Source organism: Sphingobacterium puteale, from assembly GCF_003627955.1.
GTDB lineage: Bacteria > Bacteroidota > Bacteroidia > Sphingobacteriales > Sphingobacteriaceae > Sphingobacterium > Sphingobacterium puteale.
Genome location: NZ_RBWS01000032.1, coordinates 12,920 through 30,127 on the forward strand (window position 1 = coordinate 12,920; position 17,208 = coordinate 30,127).

General features: G+C 36.7%; 20 protein-coding genes. 12 read left to right on the forward strand and 8 right to left on the reverse strand.

Going from position 1 to position 17,208, the window contains the following annotated elements; translation table 11 throughout:
• The first annotated feature begins 54 nt into the window (after positions 1 to 54).
• The 3 genes from D7322_RS27335 to D7322_RS27345 all read left to right on the forward strand — a co-directional run bounded on the left by D7322_RS27335 (position 55) and on the right by D7322_RS27345 (position 2,057).
• Positions 55 to 699, forward strand: a complete 645-nt coding sequence (locus tag D7322_RS27335) for an Imm43 family immunity protein (RefSeq protein ID WP_121127341.1) — start codon at positions 55 to 57, stop codon at positions 697 to 699.
• A gap of 11 nt (positions 700 to 710) precedes the next feature.
• Positions 711 to 1,322 (forward strand): hypothetical protein, encoded by a 612-nt coding sequence (locus D7322_RS27340; RefSeq protein ID WP_121127342.1) that lies wholly within the window; start codon positions 711 to 713, stop codon positions 1,320 to 1,322.
• 117 nt (positions 1,323 to 1,439) lie between these two features.
• Positions 1,440 to 2,057 (forward strand): IS3 family transposase, encoded by a 618-nt coding sequence (locus D7322_RS27345; RefSeq protein ID WP_121127343.1) that lies wholly within the window; start codon positions 1,440 to 1,442, stop codon positions 2,055 to 2,057.
• A 105-nt stretch (positions 2,058 to 2,162) separates the two neighbouring features.
• Here D7322_RS27345 and D7322_RS27350 read toward each other — a convergent pair whose 3' ends face one another.
• The 8 genes from D7322_RS27350 to D7322_RS27385 form a co-directional block, all read right to left on the reverse strand.
• Positions 2,163 to 2,609, reverse strand: coding sequence for a WapI family immunity protein (locus D7322_RS27350; protein WP_121127344.1), 447 nt, complete (start codon positions 2,607 to 2,609; stop codon positions 2,163 to 2,165).
• A 390-nt stretch (positions 2,610 to 2,999) separates the two neighbouring features.
• Entirely contained in the window at positions 3,000 to 4,166 is a 1,167-nt protein-coding gene (locus D7322_RS27360; RefSeq protein ID WP_121127346.1) for an immunity 26/phosphotriesterase HocA family protein, read from the reverse strand.
• Positions 4,142 to 4,315, reverse strand: a complete 174-nt coding sequence (locus D7322_RS28675) for a hypothetical protein (RefSeq protein ID WP_183078868.1) — start codon at positions 4,313 to 4,315, stop codon at positions 4,142 to 4,144. The genes D7322_RS27360 and D7322_RS28675 overlap by 25 nt, the downstream gene beginning before the upstream one ends.
• 285 nt (positions 4,316 to 4,600) lie before the next feature.
• Positions 4,601 to 4,873 carry a hypothetical protein gene (locus D7322_RS27365; RefSeq protein ID WP_121127347.1) on the reverse strand — a complete coding sequence of 91 codons (273 nt, stop codon included), beginning with the start codon at positions 4,871 to 4,873 and terminating at the stop codon, positions 4,601 to 4,603.
• 60 nt (positions 4,874 to 4,933) lie between these two features.
• Positions 4,934 to 5,737 carry a GNAT family N-acetyltransferase gene (locus D7322_RS27370; RefSeq protein ID WP_121127348.1) on the reverse strand — a complete coding sequence of 268 codons (804 nt, stop codon included), beginning with the start codon at positions 5,735 to 5,737 and terminating at the stop codon, positions 4,934 to 4,936.
• Positions 5,738 to 5,873: 136 nt separating this feature from the next.
• Positions 5,874 to 6,437 (reverse strand): hypothetical protein, encoded by a 564-nt coding sequence (locus D7322_RS27375; protein ID WP_121127349.1) that lies wholly within the window; start codon positions 6,435 to 6,437, stop codon positions 5,874 to 5,876.
• 140 nt (positions 6,438 to 6,577) lie between these two features.
• On the reverse strand, positions 6,578 to 6,835 hold the full coding sequence (locus D7322_RS27380; RefSeq protein WP_121127350.1) for a DUF7660 family protein: 258 nt from the start codon (positions 6,833 to 6,835) through the stop codon (positions 6,578 to 6,580).
• 18 nt (positions 6,836 to 6,853) lie between these two features.
• A complete protein-coding gene (locus D7322_RS27385; RefSeq protein WP_121127351.1) occupies positions 6,854 to 7,420 on the reverse strand; it encodes a hypothetical protein in 567 nt (188 codons plus the stop codon).
• A 330-nt stretch (positions 7,421 to 7,750) separates the two neighbouring features.
• Here D7322_RS27385 and D7322_RS27390 point away from each other — a divergent pair, with 330 nt between their 5' ends.
• The 9 genes from D7322_RS27390 to D7322_RS27430 all read left to right on the forward strand — a co-directional run bounded on the left by D7322_RS27390 (position 7,751) and on the right by D7322_RS27430 (position 17,208).
• Entirely contained in the window at positions 7,751 to 8,485 is a 735-nt protein-coding gene (locus D7322_RS27390) for a hypothetical protein (RefSeq protein WP_121127352.1), read from the forward strand.
• 158 nt (positions 8,486 to 8,643) lie between these two features.
• On the forward strand, positions 8,644 to 9,291 hold the full coding sequence (locus tag D7322_RS27395) for an HD domain-containing protein (RefSeq protein WP_121127353.1): 648 nt from the start codon (positions 8,644 to 8,646) through the stop codon (positions 9,289 to 9,291).
• 217 nt (positions 9,292 to 9,508) lie between these two features.
• On the forward strand, positions 9,509 to 9,694 hold the full coding sequence (locus D7322_RS27400) for a YbjQ family protein (RefSeq protein ID WP_121127354.1): 186 nt from the start codon (positions 9,509 to 9,511) through the stop codon (positions 9,692 to 9,694).
• 96 nt (positions 9,695 to 9,790) lie between these two features.
• Positions 9,791 to 11,230, forward strand: a complete 1,440-nt coding sequence (istA, locus tag D7322_RS27405) for an IS21 family transposase (protein WP_121127355.1) — start codon at positions 9,791 to 9,793, stop codon at positions 11,228 to 11,230.
• A gap of 11 nt (positions 11,231 to 11,241) precedes the next feature.
• The gene (gene istB, locus D7322_RS27410; protein WP_084106828.1) at positions 11,242 to 12,066 is read left to right on the forward strand and encodes an IS21-like element helper ATPase IstB; all 825 of its coding nucleotides are present in this window, start codon (positions 11,242 to 11,244) and stop codon (positions 12,064 to 12,066) included.
• Positions 12,067 to 12,105: 39 nt separating this feature from the next.
• Positions 12,106 to 13,026 carry a heavy metal-binding domain-containing protein gene (locus tag D7322_RS27415; RefSeq protein WP_121127356.1) on the forward strand — a complete coding sequence of 307 codons (921 nt, stop codon included), beginning with the start codon at positions 12,106 to 12,108 and terminating at the stop codon, positions 13,024 to 13,026.
• 68 nt (positions 13,027 to 13,094) lie between these two features.
• The gene (locus D7322_RS27420) at positions 13,095 to 14,771 is read left to right on the forward strand and encodes a DUF6035 family protein (RefSeq protein WP_121127357.1); all 1,677 of its coding nucleotides are present in this window, start codon (positions 13,095 to 13,097) and stop codon (positions 14,769 to 14,771) included.
• Positions 14,772 to 14,952: 181 nt separating this feature from the next.
• Entirely contained in the window at positions 14,953 to 15,669 is a 717-nt protein-coding gene (locus D7322_RS27425; RefSeq protein ID WP_121127358.1) for an OmpA/MotB family protein, read from the forward strand.
• A 3-nt stretch (positions 15,670 to 15,672) separates the two neighbouring features.
• Complete coding sequence (locus D7322_RS27430) at positions 15,673 to 17,208, forward strand: rhoptry family protein (protein WP_121127359.1); 1,536 nt, start codon at positions 15,673 to 15,675, stop codon at positions 17,206 to 17,208.

The window sequence follows — 17,208 nt, forward strand, 5'->3', positions numbered from 1 at the left end:
ATCTGAGATATGAACTAAAAAGAGATTGACTGATAATTTTAACCCTTTATTTCGATGGATGTATTTTGTTTATGGCCTAAACCTCAAAAGGGTGTGCCAATATTTTTAGAAGCGATATTAAAAGAAGAATTTGACAATAAAGATCCGATGGGATCAAACGATTACGAATGGGCAAGGGTCAGAGGAAAGAAACATGTAGAATATCCGGATAAACTATGGCTTATTTGTAAGGAAAAATTACTTCTTTTCGATTACTATCCATTTATGAATGGCTTTATTGTTTCTGATTTATTTTTGATGGCAATAAAAGAGTCTACTGATTTTGATGATTTGCAACAGGTAACTTTAAACGTAATCTCCAACAACGGAAAAATGATTACAGATAAATCGTATTTTTTTATTCGATTTATTGAAAGAATAAAGCTCATAGATTATGCAAAATCAAAATATATACTTGAGAAGGATGCTAACCTAGACTTTGTCAAGAAGGTGGGTTTTGGTATTAAAAAGTTTGAAAAGCTGGAAATCAATACTACGGAAAAGCAAGTGTTTATTCCAGATGATACTACTTTTTCAGGCTATATATTCTGTTCTGAATTGGTAAAAGAGGAAATGATTAAAAAACGGCTTTATGGATTTGATTTTGTTTATCATTTTGAATTACCGTTGGTATATAATGAGCGATTCAGGCGAAATTGATTTAGTTTCTTATGGGATTTTTTGATAGTTTATTTGGCAAAAAGATTGTTTTTACGCCAGAAATGAAAATTATGGCGGAGAGTTTAATCGAAAATGATTGGTTTCGAAATTGTGGTCAGCAATCTGACTATGATACAAAATTTAACGTTGAGATTGCTCATGGCATAAGTGAGGTTGAGAAAAAACTTGCTTATAAAAGAGATGTGAAAGGATTTGTTACTTTGGACAACTTGCTTATTGAAGCAGGTCGCCGTAGTCAGCTTTTTCTTTCATTGCATCATAAAAATGAAATGCAGTATACATGGAATAGACTTACTGATGTCATTATTAAGGAATATATATCAAATCAAAAATTTGATTTTGATAAGATTCAAAATAATTTCAACACCCTATTAGGAACACAAACTGATTTATACTTGCGAGGTGTCTTTATAAACATACTAAAAGAAATTTATTTTAATAGTTTTATCGAAGGTTATCCCACTTTTTTAAGTGAGGTAGTTGATGTTTATTTAAAGGGAAATGTTATTGTGGGATGGATAGGTAAATTTGGCTCTCACGAGGTACAAGTAAACGAAATTTCAGCAATCTCAGTAAATGATGGAGTTGTGAATATTTGGTGATATGGCGTTTGTAAGGTTAAAAGTATGGTGAAAATAAAAAGAAACTCCTTGGATTCGTTTAAAGTTGGTATTAATGACCGAAGAAACGGAAAATTTGAAGTTCATCAGATTTAAGTAATAAATGAAAAAAACACGTTTTACAGAAAGCCAGATTGTGCGGGCACTCAAAGAGGGCGAAGACACCTGCGCAGAGCGGGGAAACCCTGGAATCATAAAAAAGTTTATCGGGTGTATAAGCTTCTTAATATGAATAAGAAGAGGCGTGGCAAACGTCGGCTACCTGCTCGGGAGAAACAGCCTCTAGAACAACAGGTCAGCATTAATCAAAAATGGAGCATGGACTTTATGAGCGATAGCTTAGCAAGCGGAAATAGGTTTAGAACTTTTAATGTGATGGATGACTGTTCCCGTGAGATATTGTGTATCGAAATAGCTACTTCTATTTCTTCTTTGAGGGTAACACGGGCACTTGAACAAATCATAGACTGGCGGGGCAAACCGCTCTGTCTACGCGTAGATAATGGCCCCGAATTCACCAGTCATCGTTTTGAGCTCTGGTGTAAAGACCAAGGCATCGCTATTCAATTTATCCAGCCCGGTAAGCCTATGCAGAACGGCTACATCGAACGGTTCAACCGAAGTTATCACAAAGAAATTTTGGATGCTTATTTGTTTTTCAACTTGTTCGAAGTAAGAGAACATACCCAGGCATGGATGATGAATATAATATGTTAATGGAGTAGCGAAGCCGTCCGCTAGATGGAAGAAATAAAGCCCGCCAAGATGTAGCAGAGTGATGTCATTAATTAATATTCTGACCATTTGCTTAATATACAACAATTAGTATACAACAGGATATTTGTTCGTAATATTTTTTAATTTCTGAATGACAGGCTTGATATAAGTCTGGTCAAAATTAAGTTCGAAATTCAACGTAGCAGCGTTGATTCCAGTATCATCACTACAGCTTATTTCAGCATTGATATTACCTTGCCCATTCCCTTTAATTTTCATGTATAAATAACCTTCCAGATCTTTAAATTCAATTTCGGAATTTAAATTTTCATATAGCGAATTCAGATCCTGTTCAAAATTCTCAATGTCAAATGTTGTTAGGTCTGCGTCATATATACCGCTAAAAGCTCCGGCCCGTACTGAGATTTTGGTCCTTAACCAATTCTTATCCCAGTTGCTAGTCGCATCAATAACTAACAATCCAATTACTTTAATTGAAATTGATTGGCCCCCTGAGTGCAATCCAATCGTAAAATCGTCAAGCTCGTTCATTTGCAATTGTTAAATTATATTATCTATACATTATTTGGACTCAGGACTATTCCATTGCGGGATACCGATAAACATTTCATTGATAAATTGTTCTGTATATCGCTGCATTCCGGCTTCTTCCTTGTCATAGTAAGCCTTTATTTTTGAACAAATTTTAGGGTTATAGCAGAGTTTGATCCGTAGGTTTTCAATCCATTCGGCCCGGATCACGATAGTAATTAGCCTTTTGGTATATTGGCTTTTGAATTTACAAAACAGGACTCAAAAAACAAAATATATAACTCTATAGTTATAATTTCCATGGCTATAAACCCATACCTTAGCCTGCAGGTAACAACTGTTTTTGTGAAACTAATATATAAAAAGTTACTAGATTTTTCCAAGTCGATGTTATCTGCTGGCAATTTTTAGGTTATCTTCATAAGTTTTGTCGGCATCAAGACCAAAAGCTTTAAAGATGTCTTTTTTGATTTCGTTATTTGCCGGATTTCTCAAATCTAATTTTCTGTCATATCTTTCGTCCTCACATTCCCAATACGGCAAATTAGATTTTGTTTCAATACATTTTTGGAGCGTATCAGTACTTAATGCATATCCTGTACTTTCTTTTCGGTATGGATTTTTCTCATATCCCAAATAAAGAGTTTCATCATCATAACGTAGATATTTATTAAACTTCGAAATATCAATTTCTTTGTAAATAAATCCGTATTGAAGATAAACTTTATGATAATTGTCACTGTTTATGCTTTGGCTGTAGGATATAAGCATATCATATTCATCATTTTCAAGTGGTTTATGACCAATAATTGGATTTTCGCCATAGAAAAAATGATTGTCCATAATTACCTGCGAGGGTAGTGCCATTGTTTCAGAAAGTTCTTTCAAATCCACATTCAAGTCGTTGCTTATTTTGTGATAAACTTTTACAATGAGCGATTTTCCCATCAAATTGGTTAATCCATAGTGTTCATCTCTTTGGAAATTATTTGCCTTGATTGTTTTTTGAACATCAATTAAAATTCTTCCAAATCCCCATTGTCTTCTGCCAATTTTAAATGCAAAAAAATCACCTTCCTTATACTTATAGTGTTTTCTTTCAGCATTTTTGAAGGTGTCTATTTCTTGCAAATCTTTTTCTGAAGTTTCAGCAATCCACTTATTTAACCAAGTTTTTAGGAAACCCAAATCCTTGTCTTTAAAACGTTCTGCATAATATGTGATTTGAGTTGTAAAGCTTGAAATGGTTAGGTAACTATCAGAAAACGCAAAATAGACACCAGCTCCTCTAAAAGCTTGTGTGGCGGTAAAATTTAGTTTTTTAGGTTTTCCTTTCTCTGTTTTTGGTAGCAGGATAGTTCTGTTTTCTGCTGTTTTTTCATAAAGATCACGTTCAAAGTAAGACTGGTCTGAAACGGTAATTTCTTTGCGAATGATATCACCATCAAAGTAAACATAGTTGTCAAAAAGTTTCACAAGTTTCCAATTGTTTTCAACTGGTGTAATGCCTAAATATTTTCTTTGTTCGTTCGTTAATTCAAATTGTGGTTTTTCCATTTTTGTGTATATCTGTAAGGACTACCAGCACCAACTTTTACTAATGGCTCAAATGTTTTTATTTCCTCAGCGGTCATTGTGCCTGGGATAAGTTTCCATTTATACCAGCCATCTTCGTTTACCTCGGATGCCATTATGTCTTTTGGCATATCTTCCGTGTAAACGGAACCTACTCCCGTGGTCAAATAGCGTTAAAAATTTGGTCGATATTATCCGTCATTTGCAGTCGGTTTTATAGTTTTAAAAGTATTGCTTTGTACCTAATTTATAAAAAAGTTTTTGGATTGGAGGATAAATCTAGCGCGAACCATCTAAAAGCTCACAAGTAATCCCGCCAGTACGATGCTTTTTGAATTGGTCGATTAATGGGATACACGCCAATAGCCGGATTTCCCAGGTAGGGGAGCTCAATGGGCAGGAATGCCAAGTTCCATTTATGCGTTTAATCTTCGCGATATCCTCAACTGGCGGGTACAGGCGATAAGTGCAAAATTTAGCCTGGTATAAATCCGATTACGATTCTCATAAAAATCTAATCGAGCCAGTACATCTAAGCTGTTACCATCCTTTTTTAAAATATCGCGATCAATATCCAACGAATGCAAGTATTTTATAGTTGCAGCACGTTCATCGGGAGTCAGCATTTTACATTGGTTTAGCACTTCTACCCAATTTTTGTCTTTTATATACTGTTTGAGGTGGTTCATACGATTGGGATTAAGTTAGTAAGGGGATCAATTTTTGAGATTAGTACATTTTATATCAAATTAACCGTAATTGCCGCCAATCCTGTTAAAGATTAACTTAGGCTGCCACCTTATTTCGTCTCCTAAAGTCATTCTTATTGCCGTTGTATTTTGTGTTTCAAACCCGATGTCAGACAGAAACTTAAGACCTACGGTATTATCCGCTGGTAAGACAGCTGAATCTGATATTGAATATTTAAGGCTCATTAATCCCAAACCTGCCCGTTCAGTCTTAGCGTAGATCGGTCCCTGTCCAATCGTGGGGAGATAATAACCTTCAACTATTCCGTTTTGCTCAAAAATTACGGCCTGTTTAAGATAGTTTTCGATCAGGTACCTTCGATTCTCCCCAGTTATTTCCTGATCCAGTTTAAACATCTGCTCATAAAAGGCTGGCTCAGCTGTTCGCAATTGTTCGGCTAAAGCGCTCGGCAGCCAGTTTTGTTCTCTTTTTAGGAAATGATAAGAACTTACTACTCTAAAACCAGCTTTTTTATATACCGGAGCACCCAAATCTGTTGCGATCAAATTTATGGACAATGACCCGTTTTTATTTGCCAAGTCCACTAGATATTTCACAATGTGATAGCCAATACCTTTACCACGGTAGGATTTGTCAACAATTATATGCGCCAACCAAGCTGATTTTTCGTGTAAGATTAAAGTCCCAACACCGACGATTTTGTTTTGGTCGACAACTTTTATAGGTTTACAAAAAGATTGTAGGCAATATTCCATTAACGATACGGTAATATCTCCCCATCCTTCAGGCTGAAGGTCTCTGGTAAAAGGTATGTCTTGTAATACTAAAGGTTGTATATTCATTCAAGTTTTTAAGACAGCAATTTATGCCAACTAATATAGAAAAAGATCCTAATAGAATTGCTTTAAGTGTTACATGACACAGTTCATGTTACAGTCTCACCCTTGTTACCAGCTTGGCTTACTGTCAGTTGTTCTTTCATCTTAATTTTATTCCTTGTGTTTCAAGTTGGTCCGCGCCCGCTAGAATACCGAAGCTTCCAATTCTTCTTATTGCCAGTTTATTATGAATTTGATATTTTAATTTTCTTGATGTCGCTTGAATTTCTGTCCAGTCCCAAGCGTTTACTTTTCCGTTGAATGTAGTTGAGTTTTCGTTTTTTAATGCTCCCCTTTCATTAAAATGTCCGATGTGAGATTGATTAAGTTCGTTGTTTTTTAGTCCACCGAAATATAATTGAATAAGTCCCCAACCTTCCGTTGAATACCTAAAAGTGTGGCCTTTACAGTATTTGGGGTTAAGGTCAATTTTTCTAAATAGCGGTTTACCTTTATGCCTTGGTGTCCAAAGTTGAAAAGTAACAGCAAACTTGTCTCCATTGTCAAGGTCAAATTTTGATGATATTTCGTCAACAGTTTTGTATTGGCAAATCCCTTGCCCGTATGGTGAATACGAGTCGTAAACGTGCAAGTCAGTGTCCTTGAAAATGAAGTCAAGAATTTCCAATTTGTCGGCTTTGTCAGCGAAAAAATCGTAGGTCATAGTTTAAGTTTTCTGTCTTTTAGCCCTGCTGGTAGTGAATTAGTATTGGCGAAGTAACGTAGCTGTATTGACAAGTCGCTTGTTATAAGTCAATGTTCTTCCTTTGTAAATATGCAAACATGTGGAAGGAATGCTTCCTATTACTCGTAAACTTTAGCACCCTTGAAGATATCAGCAAATGTTGACCAAGCAGCTTTTTCAGCATCTACATTTGCATCTGTGTTATCATAATACCCTTGGATATCTTCTGTATACGCCGCCAAAGCCTCCAGAAAATCAGGTAAGGTTTTGTTTTCCCAAGTTTCAGGCTGTTGGAGCAAATCCTGATGCAGAAGATCAAGGAATTTAATGAAGCTTTGTCTGTCTGTGACTTTCAATTCGTACAATTGATTACCCATATATTTTTTAATAAATGTTTAAATCTGATATATCTCATTACCTTCTGTCGCATATGTTCTGTTATAATTCAGTTCTCCATTGGCTTCAACAGCAAATGTTTCAGTGAGGAACTCCAGTTCTTCAATTAGAAACTTCACCAGGATAGATCGGATCTTGTCTATCTTATACTGACTGGGTTTAATCGAAGCCAATACTATCTTGTCTTCCGTCTCTTCAAAAGAATGTCCTTTTCCGTCTCGCTTATTGTTAACCGAATAGATTTCCAATCTATCCTTATCCACTTCAACCGTAAAAAATAAATATCGACTTTGGTAATAGTCAGCTGTTGATTCGCTATTCTTAAACTTCGGACACATCCTAAATGAGAATTGATCGGGTAGATCGCCATTAGATTCATGAAGGCTATCTAAATTCTCGTCATCCAGAAAGAATAATAGATAAGGTGAACGGAGGGTCACCTTTATTTCATTATAAAGCGTATAGAAATCTTTATGATAGAATGGAGCAATGGCAATTCTAAGTTCCGATTGTTTACTGCATACCTCATGAAAGGTCTCGAGCTTCACTCGAAGAGATTTATACATTGATCTAGTAATGTGGTTTAATAATTATAAAAATCATGCCTTTAATTAACCGGATAATTAAATCTGAGCTTAAAATAATGATTCATTTAGAAAAATAAAAATCATTCTAAATATATGTGTTTTAAATATTTTTTCACGTCAGAAATTTCAATAACTGTCATTTGAGCGAGAAACCACAATACGGGAACTTATAGCCTTATTTATGTAACAATCCGAATAATTATTCTTCAATCTTATTGAATATTGATAAATAGTATTTATCTTTAAACAAATATTATTTATCCTATGCGGCTAATCATAGACGTATCAGATTAACTAGTGCCCTAATTTATGAATATTATACAGAAGCTTAAAACTTATTCACACGAGAAATTTGAAACACTAATTTTTATCAGTATCCTTTTGGCTCTTCTTATTAACGCTGCGGGTTTTAAATTCTTTAATCAATATACAGCTCTGTTTTATGGACTGTTTTCGGGATTAATGTTGGTTCTTTTTTTTAAAAATTGGCTCATTGATAATTTCATCACCCTATGGCCAATGGGATTTTTTACTTTTTGTATAGTTTTTGAATTTGCATATATGCTATTTGATCAGGTTCATCTGAAAGATGATTGGTACTTTCTACCATGGGCGGCTCTGTTGGGTGGAGTTGTGGTGGTAACCATTAGTGTCTTAATTGTATTCAAAAAGATAACTATTCGAAAGACATTTTCTAAATTCTTTTATGTTAGCGTTATTTTCCTCTTTTCAACAGTCTATTCCTACGGGCTCTTATCACTTATAAACATTTTTAATGCGCGGCAAGTCGTTAAATGGGAGCGTGCTAAGGTGGGTTTACCATCCTGGGTAATTACTTTTGGAGGAAATTACAATGATGCCGTATTTGAGAACAAAGAATGGGGAAATCGGATGATGAATCTATTTTTTATGGAATGGGAAGGTGATTTTCCGCATCCGCCAACGACTGCCGAAATAAAAGTTTTTAAAGGCAACCTAGGGAAAGATTATATGCTCAAAACGTATGATGAGGACGAAAAAAATGACGCAAGGCAAATCGACTAACACCACACCCTATTGTTGCTAGGCAAACCTGTTTTTTCGTCGTGATGAATCGTATGTTCATCGAAAAATAACATCGTTCACGCGTAGAAAATAGTAGATTAGCCATGCTATTTAACCAGTAGATATCAAGATAGACTTACGTATTATATATGACTAGAATGACAGATCAAATAAAGCTAGAGCAATTGGCTGCGATAATGGATGTGCTGCAGTTGGCTGAGAAATTAAAGTTCGAACTACGGCATAGCTGGTTGTCCAATGGGCGTCAGGAGAGTGTTGCCGAGCATACATGGCGCATGTCGCTGATGGCTATATTGATTGAGCCGCTTTTGGATCAGAAGGTAGATTTAGCCCGTCTGTTAAAAATGATCATTATCCATGACCTTGTTGAAGCAGAAGCGGGAGACGTCTCCGTATTGGATCAGATCCGCAATCCGGAGATCAGAAAGATCAAACAGCAAAATGAAGAACAGGCCATTCTCAAGATCAGGCAAATGCTGGCAACAAGTAACGGACAAGAGATCTATGATCTCTTCTATGAATTTGAAGAGAAGAAAACCTTTGAGGCCAAGGTTGCCAATGCCATTGACAAGTTAGAAGTACAGCTACAGCACAATCATGCCGATATCTCTACCTGGGAAGAGGTTGAGTATGATCTTTCTTTTGTAATCGGCAAACATGTCCAATTTGACCAGACCTTTGTCTTGTTAAAGGATTTAATCGAGCATCAGGCCTCGCAGAAATTGGAAGAGGCCGGGTTGAATGTTTCGGAGATTCGTGAGCGCGCGATCTCGACTTTTAGCTAGGGGAGGTCATAGATGGGCGAGTGATCAGTCCCTAGGGTTATTTTGATATCAATATGCTTATACGGTTTCCCGTAATCAACCATTCTTTCAACCCCATATCTTAGTCTTACAGTTTGTAATAATCTTGAAAGTTAATATTCACAAACATATTAATTCAGAATAAATAATGTATATTAGGCTTGGGTATTAACCTTACCCGATTGAAAAGTATAATGCCATGATAGTAACCACGACCAATTCCATCGAAGGGAGGGAGATTTCACGATATAATGATCCAATAGCTGCCAATGTTGTCATCGGCACCAATATCTTTAGCGATATAGGAGCGAGCTATGTCGATTTCTTTGGAGGTCGCTCTACCAGCTATGAGAAGAAGATGCAGGAAATGTACAAGCGTTGTTAATTCGCAGATAAATACCCCCAGCAATTCGCATTAAAATGCCACCACCTTAAACAATTAAGGTTTTACTTGTTGAGAGTATAATAAACTCTCAGCGTTATGTATAAAGTGGCTATGTACAATACGATAAAAACACTTTTGGAACACGGCAAATCTTTGCGGGAGATATCAAGGGAACTTGGTATGTGCCGCAAGACTGTTTCGCGTATCCAAAAAGCGCTGCTGAATGGAGATTCAGCTCCGAGGCAGCAGTCCCGTTGCAGTGGTCTTGAGGTATTTCATGAACAGATCGAGCATTATCTGGCCAGTGGACTTTCGGCACTGCTGATCCACCAGAAATTGATCCAGCAGCATGGGTTTACCCTGTCTTATTCGAGTGTCGCCCGTTACATTGGTAAATTCAAGCGGGCAGAATGTTTTGTTCCGCTGCACAGCCTTCCGGGTGAAGAGGCACAGGTCGACTTCGGCTACTTTGGTGAGTTCCGCAGGAATGGCCGTGGTGTTAAGGTCTGGGTGTTCAGTATGGTACTCAGCCATAGCAGGCAATCCTATTATAAAGTTGTTACCAGTCAACAGGTCCGGGAGTTCCTGGACTGCCATATCAGTGCTTTTGAATATTTCGGGGGTGTCCCAAAAATGGTCAAGCTGGACAATCTGCGATCGGGTGTAACCAAGGTAGATCTCTACGAACCCACCCTACAGGCACAGTATGCGGAATTTCTCAGCTACTATCATTGTGCGGGTATTGCCTGCAGACCCCGCCGGCCAACAGACAAAGGTAAAGTAGAGTCTTCCATAAAATATGTCAGGAACAACTTTCTGAAAGCCTTTGAAAGCAAAAGCTATGAGGACCTGATCTGTGGTCTGCGCGTATGGAATGATGAAATATGCAATAAACGTGTCCACGGTACCACCAGGCGCCGGCCTCATGATATCTTTCTTGAATCGGAGAAAGCTGCGCTGCAGCCCCTGCCTTGCAGACGTTTCCAGATACAGGATGTCAGCCACCGCAGGGTAAACCGTATGGGACATGTCGCCTATAAGCAGAATTATTATTCTGTTCCGGCTGACTATATGGGCATGAATGTAAGGCTGGAGAGTAACGGTACGATACTTCGCATCTATGACAGCTCACGACAGATCGCCATGCACCAGCTATCCGACAGCATAGGCATGTTTGTCAGTCTTGCAGGGCACCGCCCCAGGGAAAAGAGAATGGTCAGCAAGGAAGAATACCGTGAAATGATGGGGCAGATAGGTCCAAATGCGTACACTCTGTTCGATCGACTTGTGGAAGAAGTGCCGACGCACTGGGGCAAGATGACCCAGGGTATACTTGCGCTGAGAAAGCGCTTCACTTTGGGCCAGATAGAAAGATCATGTGCCCGCGCACTGCACTTTCACGCCATAAGCTACCAACAGGTCAAACGGATATGCGAGAATGCGATGTACGACCTGCCCCGGGAAGATGTGCTAACAATGGGCTTCTCGGACGAATTTCAGCACGAACTCAGTTATTATGACACTCTTACAAATTAATGGATATAAATATGGAAAATCTAAAAACACAGCTCCGCACTCTTAAACTCGCGGCCATCTGTCAGAACCTTGAGCTGCGCAACAGGTACGCGCTACAGCACAAGATCGGTTACATTGAATTTCTTGAGCTTCTGGTGGAGGATGAAATGGCCAACAGGCAGACCAACGGATATATAAATAAGCTCAGGGAATCAAAACTCGACACGCAGAAGGTATTGGACTGTTATGATTTCAGCTATCAGCCCCAGGTTGACAAAAGGCAGATCTATGATCTGGCCAGCTGCCGGTTCATAGACCAGAAACATAATGTGGTATTCATGGGGAAACCGGGGGTCGGAAAGACGCACCTGGCCCATGCAATCGGGCTGGAAGCTGTAAAAAAAGGTAAGCGGGTACTTTTCATCCATACCAATGAAATGGTCGAAAAGCTATATTCCTCCCGTGCGGACGGATCCTATGCTGCGACCATCCAGAAGTTCCTAAAACCGGACCTGCTGATACTGGACGAACTGGGCTTCAAAAAAATGCCGCAGTACAGCATGGAAGACTTCTTTGAGATCATCAGAAAAAGATACGAAAACGGCTCGATGATCATTACCACCAATAGGAACTTTGAAGACTGGGGGACACTTTTCGGGGACAAAGTAATCGCATCGGCGATAATAGACCGCATAGTGCACCATGCCACAATCGTCAAACTAAATGGAAACAGTTACCGTATAAAGAACCTCCTGGAACTGAACGGAATGTTTGAAGACGACCCTAAGGAAAAATCAAAAAGGGGAAGACCCAAAAAGTCAGAAGATCAAGAAAATTATGAAAATAATAATGAATAGAATAATGGTTTTTTTTGTGAAATTAGTGGGGGCATTCTGATGCGAACTAGTGGAGGCATTCTAATGCGAAGTGACAAGCGTGTTACCAAAACGCTCAAACAGCATGCGCAATCCCTGCGTGCTGACGCAATTATAGGGCTTAGTGTAGATATCGACGAAATCTCAGGAAAGGGGAGTCAGATGTTTATGATTACGGCCGTTGGTACACCAGTACATCTTAAAGAGGTTGCGCGCGTTCAGATCGAGAAGCAGGATGGTCTTTTGGACGGTGTATTGATTCAGCAGAAGGTTCGAGCAGATATTATCCTAGAAAATTATAAAACAGTAGAGTCTATTAATAGAGAAACAGCTGAATTCATCGCTACATCAGGCCTAAGAGAATTTGAACCGCTACTGTTCAGAGCAATGAATGAGGATTATGATTCTGGCATAGATCAATCTCCAAAAGATAAACAAGAAATATTATTCCGCTATTTTGATTATTTACCGGCTGATGAAGCCATTGCTATTCTTTATAACGCTTTATTAGAAGGCAATTTAACAACCTTACAAGTAAAACGTATCAATGCTATTATCACTTCATCCAATTTTATAGATTACGCAAAAGCCATTAACCTCTTAAATAGTAATACACATGCTAGACGTATTGCGCTAAAAATATTCTCTTTGGACAAAGATTGGTATTCAAAAGAAGATGTAGCTATTCTGAAAAGTTTAGAAGGAAATGCTTTGGCGAAGTTCTTTCCTGAAATTGTACAAGTTGAGGAATCGAAGGGGATGTTTTCTAATGGAAAAGAAGTGTGGCGATGTGAATGTGGTCACACAAATAAGCTCGATTATTCAAATTGTGGCTCTTGCACACGAGATAAGAGAGGTTTTGCAGAGAAAAGTTTGAAACCTGAAGAAGTACAGGAGAGATTGAATAGGAGAGTACGGATTATTGAAAAGCTTGATCTCTAATCACAAGTATTTTCTACAAATTATCCTAAAATCTAATTAATCATATGTTATGGATAGAGCAATAGTTTATGGATAGAGCAATAGTTTATGCTTTTGACAATGAAGAATCTAAAGTTGTAGATGCTAATGAAGTCATATGTACTCAGAAAGAAGGTTTTGGTGTGCGACTAGATTATAATTTAGAGCGTTCAAGATTTTCTTGCGTAGAATGCGAGCAAAAGTTAGTTGTTGCCCACAGTGGTAAAGACAATGTATATTTTCGCCATATGCCTAATTCCGATAATTGTATACTCAAAGACAGTAAATTTAAGGTTGATCTATTTAGTTGCTATCGAGATATGGCTTATGCAAGAGAAGGCGATAGACATAAAGATCTCAAGCACAAGATCGGAGAATTTTTGAAATTGGAAGTGGGTGTAGATAATAGTTCTATTGATGTGGACTCTACATTCATCAGAGGAAAGAATGGTGATAAGCGTAGGCCTGATGTGTATTGTGAATATGAAGGAAAGAAAATCGCTTTTGAAATACAGATCTCTTATCTACCACTCCATTACATACAGCATAGATACGATTTTTATAAAGCCAATGGTATTTATCTTATTTGGATATTAGATTTTAGAAACTCGCCGAAAGATCTTCATACATTTCAAAGGGATATTAAATATATATGGAAGCACCAAAATTTATTCATGCTTGATGAATCACAAGATTTAAATTTAAGGCTCGACTGTCATTTTAAACAGCCATTTATATTTAATAATAATGAAGTCCATGAGAAATGGATAAATCGAGATGCCAGGCTTTCTGACTTAAACTTTAACGATGAAGATTATTCATGTTATTTTCTCCATTATGAAGTGGAACATACGACTTTCACAAAAATGCTATGCGCAATAAAAGAAGAAGCTAAAAGGAAACATGAAGAAGAAAAGGCAAAAGCTAGGAAAGCTCTGGTAAAAGAAGAAGTTACTGATTTATTGAATAAGATATCGAGATATAGAAAACTAGATTACAACTTTTATTCCCTTGCACAACAGGTCAATGGTCTTGAAGATGATAGTATTGAAGAATTGAATGGACGTGTCGATTTAAATCGGAGGACTAAAGACGGTACACCATTGTTTTTAATTTACATTGAGGAATATCGCAATCTAAATGATGATTATGGGATGACTGTCGCAGAATTTCTATTGTCGTGTGACAATTTTAAATTCGATATAAATGCCAGGGATAAAGATGGGAATGGGATAATTCAATATTTACTTAAGAACGTAGATCTTGAAAGATCATTTTACAAAGTTAAAAATTATCTTTTTGATAGAAGTTATAAATTGCAACCATCAGACGAAAAATTTTTAGTGGATCGAGACGGGAAAGGAGGATTGAAAGATTATCTAGAACTAACCTACTTATCAGTCTGCTTTACTTCTGAAGAGAGAGAAATTGTTCGTAAGATGTTGCGCTTTCTTTGGTTTGTAGAATCGGCACAAAGAATGGAAATTATTGGGGCAAATTTTAAAAGTTGGGTTCAATACACAGTATCAATTCTCTCAAACTATAAAGAGTATTTGTCATTTATAAAAGATGTTTTAAATAATACTGGTTTAGGAAAGGAACTAAATCGTGTAGATAAAAAGGGAACTGTTCGAAAGAAGATTAAAGAATATAGCGAATCGTTTGAGCGAAGTGATAACGAAATATTTAATGTATTGGTAAAGGCATATCCAGAAATCTTCATCTAATAACTTGATTGAACTAATTTATGAAATCATATAAACAAATTTTTTATAGCACTTTCAAGAAGTAGGAATCTATTTAACAAAATAACTTTCCTTTCCTTATTTTAGCTATTTTTGCATTAATTTCGCACTGTGCAGTTTACAATTAACCTAGATAACCTCTAAAATTAATTTATTATTTTAAATGTCAGGGACAAAAAAAGATAGCCACTGGATTCCATTAGCCGACTTGATGACGGTTTTAATGGTGATTTTTCTATTTATGTCCATCTCCTATATGGCGTTGGTGGAAAAACGGCAAAAGGAGCAAAATCAAATTTTTAAAGACTATGAAGAGTCAAAAATCACATTGTACAACGAACTAAACGAGGCGTTTAAGAATGACTTTGCAAAATGGGATTTGAAACTTGATAATGATTTATCAATCAAATTCACTAATCCTCAGGTACTCTTTCCAACAGGAAAATCTGATATTACACCTCATTTTCAAAGTATCTTAACCGATTTTCTGCCAAAGTATCTATCTGTTGTACTACAAGAAAAATACAAAAACAAAATTGCAGAAATCAGAATTGAGGGACACACAGATACTAAACCAATTGGGCTGACAAATGATCCCTACATAGACAATATGAAACTTTCACAAGATAGGGGAAGAAATGTTTTAGCTTTTTTACGTTCACAAAAAAGTTTTTTGTACTTACATCCGACGGAAAAAGAAAGATTACAGTATTGGCTTACAGCTAATGGGCTTTCATATGGTCGAACAGTTGATAAAGATTACAAACTTTCATTTGAGAGCAAACAGGCTGTTAACAATGATAAATCAAGACGAGTAGAGTTTAGAATAGTCACAACCAGCGAAACAATTATTAAAGAGGCCTTAAAAAATATAGAATAAAATATGAATATAGTAGAAATTATTATAGCAATAGGAATGCTTTCATACTTGGCTTATGGTATCTATGCTTTAAATATTGCAAAAAAAGACTATACAAAAGTAAACCAAAACGACTTCGATTTAATTCCATCTATGTTTACAACAATTGGAATTTTAGGGACCTTTGGAGGTATAGCTTATGGTTTATGGTTCTTTAATCCAGAAGAGATAGAAAAAAGTATTCCTACATTGTTAGAAGGTCTAAAAACCGCTTTTTTTGCTTCAATTTTTGGGATAGCATTGTCCATCATTTTTTCTAAACGTATTTCATATATCCGAAACAAAAATGAAAAAGGAACTTTGAGTGATGAAGCAAAAGCAATCAATAATTTAATTGATGTGATTAAAGAGCTGAGAAGTGATTTTGTTTCTATTGATGAAAATGGACACATAGTTAAACCCGGAAATGTGTTTCGTGATCTTTACAAGGAATCTCAAAAGCAATCTAGTTCTTTACAAACATTTTCTTCTGATTTAGCGCTGACAATATCTGCAGGTTTTGAGCAAATTTTGAATAATCCGACTGAAGGTGTAGTAGCTGAACTGAAATTGGTAAAAGCCGAGATCGAAAGTTTGGGAAACAAACTTAAAGACCCCGCAACCGATATGACCCAAAACATCGTAAAAGAATTACAAGAATCGATGGGTAAAATGATTGAAGAATTTAAAACTTCAATGAGCGGAGATACTAAAAATGAAATGGAACGTTTAGCAGGATTACTTGGACAAGCAGGTGGTTCTTTAACAGACTTCCCAGTCAAGTTACAGAATATGACCGATAACCTCAATGAAAATTTTAGAGGATTGCAAGATGTGGTACAGCAAATATCAAAACAAACACTTTCTCAATCGGAAGAATCAACTAATCAAATGAAGAGGCAGGTTGAGGATATGAGCGAAATATTGCGAAGTAAAGTCGGAGATTTACAATCAGGACAACAAACCTTACTTACAGAACAATCTAAAAACCTTCAAGTTTCCGAGAACCTCTTAAGTGCCTTCAATACAAGTATCGAAAAAATGAACGGACTTTCCACCGAGGTAAATGGCAGTATTTCCAAACTTAATCAAGCTCAAACAGAATTAGATAAAGTTATTTCCGTATTCAGAAACGTGTCGCAAGAAATCAATACATCATCAAATAGATTTGGGGAGTCTCAAAATGAATTTTCAAAATATTCTAATCAGTTTTTAAATAACAATTCAAATACAATCACTGAAATTCAGAAATCATTAGAAACTGCAAAAGGAGTTTCTGCCGACTATGCACAGAAATTTGAGATTATTGAAAAAGGATTGCAGGACATTTTTAATAAAATTACAAAAGGATTGAAAGATTATCAAGTTACTGTTAGTGAAAGCCTTGAAACTTATTTAGGAAAATATACCGACCATTTAACCAAGACTGCCGAGGCACTTGCAGGAGCTTCATCAAAACAAGAAGACATTTTAGTGGAACTAACGGAACAACTTAGCAAATTAAACGAAAGAAGGAACTAA

Excerpts from the sequence above, each read along its gene's own strand:
- istA (WP_121127355.1), top strand. The coding sequence starts at position 9,791 with ATGTATAAAGTGGCTATGTACAATACGATAAAAACACTTTTGGAACAC.
- D7322_RS27360 (WP_121127346.1), bottom strand. The coding sequence starts at position 4,166 with ATGGAAAAACCACAATTTGAATTAACGAACGAACAAAGAAAATATTTA.
- D7322_RS27370 (WP_121127348.1), bottom strand. The coding sequence starts at position 5,737 with ATGAATATACAACCTTTAGTATTACAAGACATACCTTTTACCAGAGAC.
- D7322_RS27420 (WP_121127357.1), top strand. The coding sequence starts at position 13,095 with ATGGATAGAGCAATAGTTTATGCTTTTGACAATGAAGAATCTAAAGTT.
- D7322_RS27350 (WP_121127344.1), bottom strand. The coding sequence starts at position 2,609 with ATGAACGAGCTTGACGATTTTACGATTGGATTGCACTCAGGGGGCCAA.
- D7322_RS27375 (WP_121127349.1), bottom strand. The coding sequence starts at position 6,437 with ATGACCTACGATTTTTTCGCTGACAAAGCCGACAAATTGGAAATTCTT.
- istB (WP_084106828.1), top strand. The coding sequence starts at position 11,242 with ATGGAAAATCTAAAAACACAGCTCCGCACTCTTAAACTCGCGGCCATC.
- D7322_RS27365 (WP_121127347.1), bottom strand. The coding sequence starts at position 4,873 with ATGAACCACCTCAAACAGTATATAAAAGACAAAAATTGGGTAGAAGTG.
- D7322_RS27385 (WP_121127351.1), bottom strand. The coding sequence starts at position 7,420 with ATGTATAAATCTCTTCGAGTGAAGCTCGAGACCTTTCATGAGGTATGC.
- D7322_RS27395 (WP_121127353.1), top strand. The coding sequence starts at position 8,644 with ATGACAGATCAAATAAAGCTAGAGCAATTGGCTGCGATAATGGATGTG.
- D7322_RS27400 (WP_121127354.1), top strand. The coding sequence starts at position 9,509 with ATGATAGTAACCACGACCAATTCCATCGAAGGGAGGGAGATTTCACGA.
- D7322_RS28675 (WP_183078868.1), bottom strand. The coding sequence starts at position 4,315 with ATGCCAAAAGACATAATGGCATCCGAGGTAAACGAAGATGGCTGGTAT.
- D7322_RS27425 (WP_121127358.1), top strand. The coding sequence starts at position 14,953 with ATGTCAGGGACAAAAAAAGATAGCCACTGGATTCCATTAGCCGACTTG.
- D7322_RS27390 (WP_121127352.1), top strand. The coding sequence starts at position 7,751 with ATGAATATTATACAGAAGCTTAAAACTTATTCACACGAGAAATTTGAA.
- D7322_RS27380 (WP_121127350.1), bottom strand. The coding sequence starts at position 6,835 with ATGGGTAATCAATTGTACGAATTGAAAGTCACAGACAGACAAAGCTTC.
- D7322_RS27430 (WP_121127359.1), top strand. The coding sequence starts at position 15,673 with ATGAATATAGTAGAAATTATTATAGCAATAGGAATGCTTTCATACTTG.
- D7322_RS27415 (WP_121127356.1), top strand. The coding sequence starts at position 12,106 with ATGCGAACTAGTGGAGGCATTCTAATGCGAAGTGACAAGCGTGTTACC.
- D7322_RS27340 (WP_121127342.1), top strand. The coding sequence starts at position 711 with ATGGGATTTTTTGATAGTTTATTTGGCAAAAAGATTGTTTTTACGCCA.
- D7322_RS27335 (WP_121127341.1), top strand. The coding sequence starts at position 55 with ATGGATGTATTTTGTTTATGGCCTAAACCTCAAAAGGGTGTGCCAATA.